At 61.9% G+C, this 11,996-nt stretch carries 13 protein-coding genes and 1 tRNA gene; 8 read left to right on the forward strand and 6 right to left on the reverse strand.

The features are described from left to right. The 5 genes from FCK22_RS13885 to FCK22_RS13905 form a co-directional block, all read right to left on the reverse strand. The coding region (locus FCK22_RS13885; RefSeq protein ID WP_136720510.1) for a PAS domain S-box protein at nt 1-371 on the reverse strand (371 nt) is incomplete at its 3' end. Between the two features lie 123 nt (nt 372-494). Then, the gene (locus FCK22_RS13890; protein ID WP_067262103.1) at nt 495-908 is read right to left on the reverse strand and encodes a cytochrome c; all 414 of its coding nucleotides are present in this window, start codon (nt 906-908) and stop codon (nt 495-497) included. 21 nt (nt 909-929) lie between these two features. Continuing rightward, a complete protein-coding gene (locus tag FCK22_RS13895) occupies nt 930-1,784 on the reverse strand; it encodes a universal stress protein (protein WP_067262101.1) in 855 nt (284 codons plus the stop codon). A 158-nt stretch (nt 1,785-1,942) separates the two neighbouring features. Beyond that, nucleotides 1,943-3,883, reverse strand: a complete 1,941-nt coding sequence (locus tag FCK22_RS13900) for a TonB-dependent receptor (RefSeq protein ID WP_067262100.1) — start codon at nt 3,881-3,883, stop codon at nt 1,943-1,945. Nucleotides 3,884-4,148: 265 nt separating this feature from the next. Next, nucleotides 4,149-4,238, reverse strand: a tRNA-Ser gene (locus FCK22_RS13905). A gap of 145 nt (nt 4,239-4,383) precedes the next feature. Between FCK22_RS13905 and FCK22_RS13910 the strand changes: the two genes are divergently transcribed. The 8 genes from FCK22_RS13910 (at nt 4,384) to FCK22_RS13945 (ending at nt 11,496) form a co-directional block, all read left to right on the forward strand. Continuing rightward, entirely contained in the window at nt 4,384-5,226 is an 843-nt protein-coding gene (locus FCK22_RS13910; protein ID WP_231886297.1) for a DUF2059 domain-containing protein, read from the forward strand. Continuing rightward, the gene (locus FCK22_RS13915) at nt 5,226-6,035 is read left to right on the forward strand and encodes a DUF2059 domain-containing protein (protein ID WP_067262099.1); all 810 of its coding nucleotides are present in this window, start codon (nt 5,226-5,228) and stop codon (nt 6,033-6,035) included. Before FCK22_RS13910 ends, FCK22_RS13915 begins: the two co-directional genes overlap by 1 nt. Before the next feature lie 206 nt (nt 6,036-6,241). After that, nucleotides 6,242-6,928, forward strand: coding sequence for a 50S ribosomal protein L21 (locus FCK22_RS13920; RefSeq protein ID WP_067262097.1), 687 nt, complete (start codon nt 6,242-6,244; stop codon nt 6,926-6,928). 12 nt (nt 6,929-6,940) lie between these two features. Continuing rightward, nucleotides 6,941-7,210 carry a 50S ribosomal protein L27 gene (gene rpmA / locus FCK22_RS13925; protein WP_067262095.1) on the forward strand — a complete coding sequence of 90 codons (270 nt, stop codon included), beginning with the start codon at nt 6,941-6,943 and terminating at the stop codon, nt 7,208-7,210. 296 nt (nt 7,211-7,506) lie between these two features. Beyond that, a complete protein-coding gene (locus tag FCK22_RS13930) occupies nt 7,507-8,043 on the forward strand; it encodes a GNAT family N-acetyltransferase (protein ID WP_067262104.1) in 537 nt (178 codons plus the stop codon). A gap of 30 nt (nt 8,044-8,073) precedes the next feature. After that, nucleotides 8,074-9,108: a GTPase ObgE gene (gene obgE / locus FCK22_RS13935; RefSeq protein WP_067262093.1), complete on the forward strand. Its 1,035-nt coding sequence runs from the start codon at nt 8,074-8,076 to the stop codon at nt 9,106-9,108. Further along, nucleotides 9,096-10,202 carry a glutamate 5-kinase gene (proB, locus tag FCK22_RS13940; protein WP_067262092.1) on the forward strand — a complete coding sequence of 369 codons (1,107 nt, stop codon included), beginning with the start codon at nt 9,096-9,098 and terminating at the stop codon, nt 10,200-10,202. Before obgE ends, proB begins: the two co-directional genes overlap by 13 nt. Nucleotides 10,203-10,230: 28 nt before the next feature. Further along, the gene (locus FCK22_RS13945; RefSeq protein ID WP_136720505.1) at nt 10,231-11,496 is read left to right on the forward strand and encodes a glutamate-5-semialdehyde dehydrogenase; all 1,266 of its coding nucleotides are present in this window, start codon (nt 10,231-10,233) and stop codon (nt 11,494-11,496) included. A gap of 3 nt (nt 11,497-11,499) precedes the next feature. Here the strand turns inward: FCK22_RS13945 and FCK22_RS13950 are convergent, their stop codons facing one another. After that, complete coding sequence (locus FCK22_RS13950; RefSeq protein WP_248646520.1) at nt 11,500-11,862, reverse strand: histidine phosphotransferase family protein; 363 nt, start codon at nt 11,860-11,862, stop codon at nt 11,500-11,502. Nucleotides 11,863-11,996: the final 134 nt, after the last annotated feature.

Below are 11,996 nucleotides of genomic sequence, written 5' to 3' on the forward strand. Positions count from 1 at the left end.
CGGCGCGACAGATCGTGCATAATGCCGACAAAGGCGACCTCGCCCGAGATATCGGCGCGGCCCACGGAAAGATGCAGCGGGAAGACACTGCCATCGGCGCGCAGCCCTTCCACGTCGCGGCCCACGCCGATGATGCGTTTCTCTCCGGTCTCGAGATGGTGGCGCAGGAAGCCGTCATGTTGAACGGCCATGTCTCCCGGCATCAGCATGCGCACGTTTTGCCCTACCAAATCCTCAACCGGATGGCCGAAGAGCGTGGCCGCCGCCTTGTTCACCCGCAGGATATTGCCCGCGTGATCCGCCACCACCATGGCATCGACGGCGGCGTCCAGAAGGGCCAGCAGAACGGGGCTTTCGTCGTTGATCTTCATGCGAGGGTTCCGTCTGTAGGGGCTGCGGGGCAGGGCATCCGATAGCGTGAGAGGGGGCGGGGGCGCAATGCAGGGCGGGGGCGCGCTAAGTGCCCGAGGGCTGTCTCCCGAACCACGCCTGTCCTACCACTGGATCGCTTCCAAATAGTCGAGCAGATTGGCGAAATCGGTTTCCAGCACCTCCCCATCCGCGCCGCCATTGGGGTAGACGTGGCGCAGGCCAACGGCGGAGAAGTCCGGCATGGGTGAGGCGGGGTCGTCTTTTGCAAGCTGGCCCATGACAAAGCGGCTGACAAACTCGCGCGGGAAGTAGCCGTCGTTGCGCTGTTTCAGCCCGGCCAAATCCGGCGGCACCACATCCAGATGCAAGGACATCGGACCGCCGCCTTCGCCCTGCGCCCCGTGGCAGGCGGCGCATTCCTTAGCATAGACCCGCTGCCCCGCGCGCACCCGGTCGGTGTCGCCAGAGGACCCCTCCGAACAGCCGGAGAGGAGGGCGCAGGATAGCCCGGCGAGGGTAGCGAGGTGAGGGCGCATAGGGGGTCCTTTCGATGGGCTTTAGTGCGACAGAAGCACAGGAAAGGCGCTTTGTTCAATCAGGCTGCGGGTCGTGCCGCCAAAAACCATCTCGCGCAGGCGGGAGTGGTCATAGGCGCCCATGACGATCAGATCGGCCCCGGTTTCTTTGGCGCGTTTCAGGATGGCGGTGCCAATGTCCTCGCCTCCGCTGGCATATTGCTGCACGGCAACGTTGCAGCCTTGGTGGGTCAGCCAAGCGGCGACATCGGTACCGGGGTTTTCCCCGTCATAGGCCGAGATCGAGACCGGGTCGAAAAGCGCCACGGTAACCTCCCGCGCATTGCGCAGGATTGGCAGAGCGGCGCGGGTCGCTCGCGTGGCGGGAATGCCCGCTTTCCATGCGACGAAGACCGATTGCGGGGTCAAAGCCACCTTGGCCTGCGCGGTGTTGAGCAAAACGGGCGCGGCGGACTCGAAGAGGGCGGCATGGACGATGTCCTCGAACAGGCGCTTGTCTTCGCGCAAGTCCGTGCCGATAAGCACCGCGTCACAGGTCAGCCCCGCCCGCGCCACCGTGTTGCGTAAGGCGGAGGCATCGCCACAAACCGCGCGCACATCCGCGCTGGCGCCTTGGTCGGTGAGATACAGGGAAAATTCCGCGCGCTGTTTTTCGACCGCCTCGCGGGCCGCGTCCACATCCGCCTGCCAGCCCGCGGGGAGGGAATAAGTGCTGAGTTCGCCCACCCCCATCGAATAGACCGGGACGGCAGGGGTTTCGCTGAGCAGAAGAACGATCAGATGCGCGCCCCGGGTCTGCGCCTCGCGGGCGAGGGCCTCTAGCTGATTGGGCCGGGCATCGACCCCCAGCACGACTGTGATTGTAGCATTTTGCATGGCGACGCTCCTCATGTGACCCCGGCCATTATGGGGCGGGCGGGGCGCGGCTGCATTGATCTGGATCAAGCGGGAGGAGGACTGCGGAAAGAACCGTAGGCGGCAAGCGCCGGAAAAGGGTATCGCCCCCGCACAAAGGGGGGCGATACCTGCGTCAGTTAAAAGCTGATCGACGCGGTCAGGCTGACAGTGCGGCCCGGTTCGGTCAAGGGCACCACATTGGCAAGCCCAAGCCCATCGGAACTGCGGCTTGCATAGGTCGCGTCGAACAGGTTCTGCACGTCCATGCGCAGGTTCAGGTTCTCCATCCGCCGCGGTTTGTATTCCGCGTAGAGATTGACCACCTCATAGCTGTCGAGCGACACATCGGTATCGTCGTTCTCCAAGGCGATCTGCGCGGTCGCCCCGATGCGCCACTCCTCGGTCACGTCATAGCCCGCTTCGAAGCCAAAGATATGGCCAACTGGACGGCCAAGGTAATAGGCGGTCGTAGCGGTTGTCGCGTCGTTGGTTTGCACATCGGCATAGGTGTAGTTCAAGGTCGCGAAGCCGCGCGCGCCGGTATAGGTGACCGACCCGTCGAAGCCGCGCGATGTCAGATCGTCCACTGCACCGCGTGCACCGCTTGAGGGCAGAACGGCGTTGATGTCTTCGATCTCAGTGTCGAAGAGCGCGCCTTTGACCGCCCAAGGGCCGCTGTCGTAACGCAGGCCAAGACGCACCGCATTGGCGCGCGAGGTGGTGAAGCCGTCATAATTCCACGGGGTGCGGAAGTTGACCAATGCAGCCTCACCCAACTCATAACCGCCCCAGCTGGAGGCGGCCCCGGCGTTGAGGGTCCATTGATCGTTCAAGACGTAATCGACAGAGCCGTTGAGGCTGGCGCCGCTGGCGTCAAAATCGCTCCCATCGGCGCCTTCGAAGGACGCCCAGTCATAGCGTCCGCCGTAGGATACGGAGATGCGGTCCGACAGATCCTGCCGTGCCTGTGCGAAGATACCGATGTTGCTAAGCTCTTCGCGGCCGCTCGAACTGCGCGGGCTGACCGTGTTGTCATAGCCTTCGGCGCTTTCGTCAAAGAAATCGACACCGACATTGACGCTGCCGTTGCGGAGCGTGAACTCGTTGCTGAGCACACCGCTGAGGCTTTTGTTCACACCATAAAGCGAGCCTACGTCCATCGCCTGCTCGTTGTAGCTGAGCTGCGCATAGGGCGCCCAGATGCCCGAGGGGTTCTCGTCTTCATAGGTCAGGCTATAGGATGTGCGTTGCGACAGCGCTTCATAAAGCACCGTGTCGCGCCCGATCACATCGGCAAAGTCGGGGCGGATGAAGCCACCCTGAGATGCGCGCAGGCCGCTGTCAGTGGTCTCAGAAGCAGAGAAGCTCAGACGTTTCCCGCTTTGGGAGGTATAGGCGAATTTCGCGATATAGTCGGTCAGGTCCGCCCGCGTGCCGGTGATGGTGCTGCCCGAGCCGTCATCATAATCGTCGCCCGTCGCCCGGGTGCCGCTCAGCAGATAATCGAAACCGTCGTTCTGCCCGAAGAGGGTCAGGGTGTTGCGGAACCCTTGGCCATTGCTGCCATAGGACAGCGTGTAGCGACCTCCAAAGGGATCATCCCCGTCCAGCAAATCGCGGGCGTCTTTGGTGGTATAGGCGATAGAGCCCGCCAGCGCGTTTGGTCCCTGATCCGCCGGGGCAAGCCCCGCGCTGACCTCAACGGATTTCAGCAAGGCCGGATCCAGCAGGACGTTGCCGGTATGGTGGAAGGCCGATTTGTTCTGTCGCGCACCATCGATGGTGACGGAAAGCAGGCTTTCCTCGATCCCGTTCACATAGACCTTCTGCGCGATCGGCGCGCCGCCGCTGGCAGTGATCGCGGATTCGCCGGCAAAGACATCGGCCACGGTCGCCGGGTTGCGCTGTTCGATTTCGGTTTCGGTGATCTCGTCATTGCCCAAAACGGCCTGTGCGGCTGAGGTCTGAATGCGCAGCACGCCGAGATCGAAGGCGGTGTCGTCTTGCGCATAGGCGAGAGTGGCGGTCGAGCACATCAGCCAAGAGAGCGCGACGCGCTTGGCGGTAGTGGTTTTCATTTTATTGTCCCTTGTAGAAATCCTTGGCTGGCTGGGACTCATGAAACCGCTTGCTCGCTCTGCGCGGATAGTTGCGTCAATCCGCCGAAATGTTCAAGGCGCGGATTTGGCTAAAGCGGGAGGGGGGCGGCTGCGGCGTTGGATTTCTACGCGGGTGCTTGGTCTTTAAGCAGATCGGTTTGGAGGACAGTGACGTCGCGGCTTGCGCGGCGACTGACCATCGTCTTCGTATCGGGCGAAATAAGCACCACGCCCAAGGCGTTAGTGGCGGAGAGACAGGGATTCGAACCCTGGGACCCCGTGAAGGGTCAACGGTTTTCGAGACCGCCCCGTTCGACCACTCCGGCACCTCTCCGCGGGGGTCTGGGGGGTCCGTTTAGTCGCCTTTTCCAGCAGTGGCAAGAGGGGTTTTGCGCATCAATTGAAAGTTTGGGGATTTTCATTGCGCCGAGGCTGGTAGAGCCTAAGTTTAAAGGCAGAATTCTGCGAAAGGACCGCCCATGTTCCGCCAAAACCGAATGAGTGCAGCCCCCTTTGTCATGGCGTTGATGCTGCTCGTCGCGCTTGCCCTGCCGCTGCGGGCGGCGGATCGCGGCGCGTTGGAGCGGTTTTTGGAGGTAACCGGCTTTGACGTGGCGTTGGAGAGCATTCGCCTGTCTGCCGATTCCGCGCCTGAGATGTTGGGGCTGCAAAGCGAGGATTTCGGCTCGGAGTGGTCGCGGCTGGTGCGCGATGTTTTTGACACCGAGTTGATGCACGACATGGCGATGGATATCCTTGCCGAGACGCTCAGCGATGACCTGTTGGATCATGCCGCTGGGTTCTATGCCTCCGATCTGGGCCAGCGTTTGGTGGCGGTCGAGAATAAGGCGCATATGGCTGAGGATGATGGGCTGAAGGCCGAAAGCGGTGCCGCCATCATCGCGGGGCTTGAGCGGATCGGCTCCCCCCGGTTGGAGACCCTGCGGCGCTTGAACGTGGCCAGCGATGTCGAAGAAATTTCGGTCCGGGCCATTCAAGAGGTGCAGATTCGTTTCCTTCTGGCCGCCGCGGCGGCCGGGGTGATCGAATTGCAGATGGAAGAGCCGGACCTGCGCGGGGCGATGCGGGCGCAGGCGGATGAGCTGGGCGCGCAGATCGCCGCTAACGCGCTGGCCAACGCCGCCTATACCTATCAATCCTTCTCGGACGAAGACCTTGCCGCCTATGCCGAGGCGTTGGAGCATCCCAAGATGCAGCAAGTCTATACGCTGATGAACGCCGTTCAATATGAGATCATGGCCAACCGGTTCGAGGCCGTGGCCGCGCGGCTTGCGGCCATGCAGCCCAGTCAGGACATCTGATGCGGGCTTGGGTTTTCGCGCCGCTTCTGTGGCTTCTGGCGCTGCCTGCTTGGGCCGATGCGCGGATGACTGTGCTGGTCGACTTGTTGGAGCTTCGCCAAGCGGCGGTGATCCTCAGCGATGAAGGGCAGGCCCATGCGGAGGTGCTGAACCAAGACATTCTGGGCGGGCAGGGCGGCCCAGCCTGGCAGATGCAGGTCGAAAGCATCCACGATCCCGAGCGTATGGTCGAAATGGTCCGCCGCGCCTTAGAAGAGACGATGACGGCGGAGGAGGTCGAAAAGGCGATCGCCTTTTATTCCACCGAACTGGGGCGTCGGATCGTTGGGCTGGAGAATGCCGCCCGTGCCGCCATCGCCAAGCCTGAAATCGAGCAGATTGCGCGGGCGAACTATGGGGTGCTGGCGGGGGACGGTGATCCGCGGGTGACTTTGATCCGCCGATTGATCGACGCTTCCGATATGATCGACCGCAATGTCGGCACGGCGCTAAACAGCAATTTCCAATTCCTGCGCGGCATGCGCGATGGCGACGCGCTCAAGGACAGTGATGAAGACCTCTTGGCCGATGTTGGCGCCGATCTGGATGCGGTGACCGAAGATACCTCCGTCTGGTTGCACGCCTATATGCTGCTGGCCTATCACCCCTTGAGCAACGCCGAAATTGCGCAATATGCGGCCTTTGCCGAGACACCGGCGGGCCGGGCGCTCAACCGCGGGCTTTTCGACGGGTTCGGTCGGGCCTATGAGGATATCTCCTACGGGCTGGGGCGCGCATTGGCGCTGAACATGGTGGCCGAAAGCCTCTGACAGGCCCTAGGGGCGGGGCCAAGAAAACCTACTTGACTTGCGCCGCTATTCCGAAGATAAGCCCGCATCCCGGCGGGTAATCCGTTTTCGGGATTGTTTTTTAATGACGCCCCATGGGCGCGCTGTTCGAGGCGGATCGGCCGGAAAGCCATCCACAAACTCCCAAGCGGGTGCCACAGAACGCGGATGACAGAAAAGGAAGACGCATGTTTGCGGTCATCAAGACAGGCGGCAAGCAATACAAGGTTCAAGCAGGCGATATGCTGCGCGTTGAACGTATTGCGGCCAATGCTGGCGAAACAGTCCAGTTCAACGAAGTTCTGATGCTGGGCGGCGACAGCCCCGTGCTCGGCGCGCCCACGGTTAAAGATGCAGGCGTTCAGGCCGAAGTCGTCGATCAGATCAAAGGCGAAAAGGTCATCAACTTCGTCAAGCGCCGCCGGAAGCACTCTTCCAAGCGCACCAAGGGTCACCGTCAGAAGCTGACTCTGGTCAAGATCACCGACATCCTCGCCTCCGGCGCAGAGAAGTCGGGCGTATCCGAAGCTGTCGGCACAGGCTCCGTAAGCGCCGCCGCCGTGGCTGCCATCACCGGCAAGACCGATGAGGCTGCGCAGATCAAGAAGGCCAAGAAGGCGAAAGCCACCAAGGCCGCTCCGAAAGCCGAGAAAGCCGACCAGATGTCGGAAGCTGGCGCGGACGACCTGAAGGCGCTGAGCGGCGTTGGCCCCGCACTTGAGAAAAAGCTGCACGAAGCGGGCATCACCTCCTTCGCTCAAATCGCAGCATGGACCGAAGCGGATATCGCTGAAGTTGACGAGAAACTGTCTTTCAAAGGCCGTATCCAGCGTGAAGGCTGGGTCGAACAGGCCAAAGAAAAGACCAAAGGCTAAGGAGAGACCGAGATGGCACATAAAAAAGCAGGCGGTTCATCCCGTAACGGGCGCGACTCAGCTGGTCGTCGCCTTGGCGTGAAAAAATACGGCGGCGAAGCCGTCATCCCCGGCAACATCATCGTGCGTCAGCGCGGCACCAAGTTCTGGCCTGCCGAAGGCGTTGGCATGGGCAAGGATCACACGATCTTTGCAACCGTCGACGGCGCTGTGACCTTCCACAAAGGTCTGAAAAACCGCACGTTCATTTCGGTTCTGCCACGCGCGGAGGCCGCTGAATAAGCCGTACCCCAAAGGGTTTGAAAAAATCAGGGATCGGCGATACCGCCGGTCCCTTTTTCTTTTTCGGAAAGACCCCCGATGTTTTTGTTTTCCAGTTTAGGGCCCATTGGCCTGCCGGGCCGTTTCTCCGCTCTTTGCGGAAGGCGGCTGAATTTTGATAAAGTCGTTACATTCGGCAGGGAGGAATATGTCGAATGTGTCAACGCCTCGGCGCGCGGGTTGCGCGCGATCGGGGCAGGGGCGGCCCGTCTGGCCAAAGGCCCCCAATCCAGTCTGTTCGGAGGAGGAACATGACGATGCAGTTGGAAGCGATTGTGAACCAACCCCTTATTGAGACAGAGCGGTTTGACCTGCGCCCGGTGCGCCGGTCCGACATGGGCATGATTGAGATGTATGCCAGCGACCCGCGGGTCGCCAATGCCACATCCTCGATCCCGCATCCGCTGCCGCCCGGCAGTGTTGAGGCCTATGTCACCCGCGCCATGTCCGATGACCGTGAAGAAGACGTCTGGGTCATGGACGGTACCCGCGCGGACAGTTCCGAAGTGATGGGCGTGATCTCCCTCACCCGGCTGGACCGCAACCAATCCGAAATCGGCTATTGGGTGGCACCGGCGTTCTGGAACACGCATCTTGCCTCTGACGCGGTGCAGGCTTTGGTAAACGCTAACCCTTTGGGCAATGACGCGCTTTTTGCCTCTGTTTTCCATGACAACCCGGCCTCGGCCAAGGTGCTGACCAATGCGGGCTTTGTCTATCTCGGCGACGCGGAAACCTATTGCTTGGCCCGCGATGCTGCCGTACCCACATGGACCTATAGCCGCAAGCTGTAGCTCCGTTTCCCGTGCCTGAAAGGCAAGACCATGAAGTTTCTCGACCTGTGCAAAGTCTACATCCGATCCGGCGCCGGGGGCGGCGGCTGTGTGTCGTTCCGGCGTGAGAAATATATCGAATATGGCGGCCCGGATGGCGGGGATGGCGGCACCGGCGGCTCGGTCTGGGCCGAGGCGGTCGATGGGCTGAACACGCTGATCGACTTTCGCTATCAGCAACACTTCTTTGCCAAGAACGGCCAGCCCGGCATGGGCAAACAGCGCACCGGTAAGGACGGTGAGGATATCATCCTGCGGGTGCCCGTGGGCACGGAGATCCTCGATGAGGATCAGGAAACCGTCATCGCCGACCTGACCGAGCTTGGCCAGCGCGTGCAGCTTGCGCGCGGCGGCAATGGCGGCTGGGGCAACCTGCATTTCAAATCCGCGACCAACCAAGCCCCCCGCCGCTCGAACCCCGGGCAGGAAGGGGTGGAGCGGACCCTCTGGCTGCGGCTCAAGCTGATCGCCGATGTGGGCCTGCTGGGCCTGCCGAATGCGGGCAAGTCGACCTTCCTTGCGAGCACGTCGAACGCGCGGCCTAAGATTGCCGATTACCCATTCACCACGTTGCACCCCAACCTTGGCGTGGTCGGTGTCGATAACACTGAATTCGTGGTGGCGGATATTCCCGGCCTCATCGAAGGCGCCTCCGAAGGGCGGGGTCTGGGCGATCTTTTCCTTGGCCATGTCGAGCGTTGCGCGGTGTTGTTGCACCTCATCGACGGCACCTCTGAAACCGTGGCCGAGGATTACCACACCATCATCGGAGAGCTGGAGGCCTATGGCGGCGATCTGGCCGAAAAGCCGCGTGTCACTGTGTTGAACAAAGTTGACGCTTTGGATGAGGAAGAACGTGCAAGCCGTTTGAAAGAATTGGAAAAAGCCTCTGGCGGCAGCGTGATGATGATGTCCAGTGTGGCTGGCGAAGGCGTGACGGAAGTATTGCGCACCCTGCGCCAGAACATTGACGAAGATCGCCTGCGGTTCCGCAGCACCGAGGAAGAGACGCCTTGGCAACCCTAAGCACCGCCCGCCGTGTCGTCATCAAGATCGGCTCCGCCCTTCTGGTGGACCGCGATAGCGGCAATCTGCGCCGGGACTGGCTGACTGGATTGGCGCAAGATGTCTTGTGGCTCAAGGGCTTAGGCTGCGATGTTGTGCTGGTATCGTCTGGCTCCATCGCGCTTGGCCGGGGTGTTCTGGGCCTCCCGCCGACCGTCTTGGCGCTGGAACAGGCGCAGGCCGCCGCGGCGGTGGGGCAAATCCGCCTTGCCCGGGCTTATGAAGAGGTGCTGGCCCCCCACGGCATCACCACGGCGCAGGTGCTGGTAACGCTGGAAGACAGCGCCAACCGCCGGCGCTACCTCAACAGCCGCGCGACATTGGAGCAGTTGCTCTCGCTCGGCGTGGTGCCCATCGTGAATGAGAATGACACGATCGCGACCGATGAAATCCGCTTTGGCGACAATGACCGTCTCGCCGCGCAGATCGCGGTGACGGTGGGGGCGGATCAGTTGATTTTGCTCTCCGATGTGGATGGTTTCTACAGTGCCAACCCCTCACAGGACCCCACCGCGAAACGCTATGACGTGATCGATAGCATCACCCCCGAGATCGAGGCGATGGCCGGTGATGCCGGGTCGGGCCTGTCCAAAGGTGGTATGAAAACCAAGCTGATGGCCGCGCGCACGGCGACAACGGCGGGCTGTGCGATGGCGATCACCGATGGGTTCGTCATGCGCCCGCTCACCGCGCTAGAAAGTGGGGCGAATGCCACTTGGTTCAGCGCGCAGAGCGATCCACAGGCCGCGCGCAAGCGCTGGATCGCCGCGATGAAACCGCGCGGGGCAGTGACCTTGGACGCCGGAGCCGTGGCGGCTTTGGCGCGGGGCACATCCCTCTTGCCGGCCGGGGTGACCGCCGTTGAGGGGCGTTTTGAACGGGGCGATAGCATCGCCATGTATGATCCCGCCGGTCACGCGGTGGGCCATGGTCTCAGCCGCTATTCGGCGGAGGAGATCGGGCAGATCAAAGGCCACAAGAGCGCGGAGATTGAGGCGCTTTTGGGCTATCCCGGGCGGGCGGCCTTGATCCATCGCGACGATATGGCGCTCTAAGAGAAGATGAAGACAGGGGCATAAGGCTATGAACGACATCGAAAATATCTCTGAACTGATGGCCGATATCGGCGCCCGCGCCCGTGCAGCGGCAGCGCAACTGGCAACCGCCACGGCCGAGAGGAAACACGCCGCCCTGATCAGCGCTGCCGATGCGGTCTGGAAAAACCGGGCCGAGATCATTGCCGTCAATGAGCAAGACCTCGCCTTTGGCCGCGACAAGGGGCTGTCGGACGCCATGATGGACCGGCTGATGCTGAACGAAGAGCGTATTTGCGGCATGGTCGACGGGCTGCGGTCGGTCGCGGAACAGGTCGATCCGGTGGGCGAGGTAATCGCTGAATGGGACCAGCCCTCGGGCCTGAACATTCAGCGGGTGCGTACCCCGCTCGGCGTGATCGGCGTGATCTATGAATCACGCCCTAATGTGACGGCGGATGCCGGCGCGCTTTGTCTCAAAGCGGGCAATGCGGTGATCCTGCGCGGCGGGTCGGAAAGCTTTCATTCATCGCGTGCCATCCACGCTTGTCTGCAACAGGGGCTGCGGGATGCGGGCATGCCCGAAGACGCGGTGCAATTGGTCCCGACGCGCGACCGGGCGGCGGTGCGTGAGATGCTGACGATGACCGATACCATCGACGTGATCGTGCCGCGCGGCGGCAAGGGGCTTGTCGGCTTGGTCCAGCGTGAGGCGCGGGTGCCGGTCTTTGCCCATCTGGAAGGCATCGTGCACATCTATATCGACGCCGAGGCGGACCCCGAGAAAGCGTTGAAGGTCGTGCTTAACGCCAAGACACGGCGGACGGGCATTTGCGGCGCGGCGGAATGTCTTTTGATCCATGAGGATGTGGCCAAGACGATTGGCAATGGCGTGATCCGGGCGCTGATCGACGCAGGCGTCGAAGTGCGCGCTGATGCAGCCTTGCAGGATGTCCCCGGCACGGTCCCGGCCAGCGATGCGGATTGGGGGCAAGAATACCTCGATATGATCGTCGCGGCGCGGGTCGTCCCCGATCTGGACGCTGCGATGGCGCATATTCGCGAGTATGGATCGGGGCATACCGATTGCATCCTGACCGAGAATGCGGAGACCGCCGCGGCGTTCTTTAACGGGCTGGATTCGGCGATCCTGATGCATAACGCCTCGACCCAATTCGCGGATGGGGGAGAGTTCGGCATGGGCGCAGAGATCGGCATCGCCACAGGCAAGCTTCATGCCCGCGGCCCCGTTGGCGCGGCGCAGTTGACGAGCTTCAAATACCTCGTGCGTGGCGAGGGGACCGTGCGCGGCTGACCTTTAGTAAGACAGGGTCAGTGCCGTATCGCTGTTGTCGAGCGTGATTTCTTTCCCCTGCGCTTCGGCCAGAATTGGCAAGAGCGCGAATTGAACCTGCGCGGGCTGTAGCGGCCGGTCCGGCCCGGGCTGTGTCAGCAGCGCCCAAAGTTCAGGGTCTATCGCGATTTTGTCGGCCTCGGCCTGTAGGGACCAATGGCCTGCCTCTTCGGCGATGGTGATCCGCCCGCCGTGGTGCAGGGCCGTTTCGATACAGAGCAGCGCGAGGAAGGCCATCCGTACGCAATTGCGCGATTGGGGGCTTGTGACCTGCCAATCAACCTCAACCCGCGAGGCGGCATAGAGATCACGTAGGATCGAAGTCACCTCGTTCGTAAGCGTTTCCTGCCGCCCACCTTCCGTCTGTCATGGTGATGGGTTCATTGGACCCTGTTGATTGTTGGACTGGATTTTCTCCATGGAGACTACATCGGAGGTTCTCCCGGTTGGCGGCCGGGGTC

The organism is Sulfitobacter sp. 15WGC (genome assembly GCF_005068605.1).
Taxonomy (GTDB): domain Bacteria; phylum Pseudomonadota; class Alphaproteobacteria; order Rhodobacterales; family Rhodobacteraceae; genus Sulfitobacter; species Sulfitobacter faviae.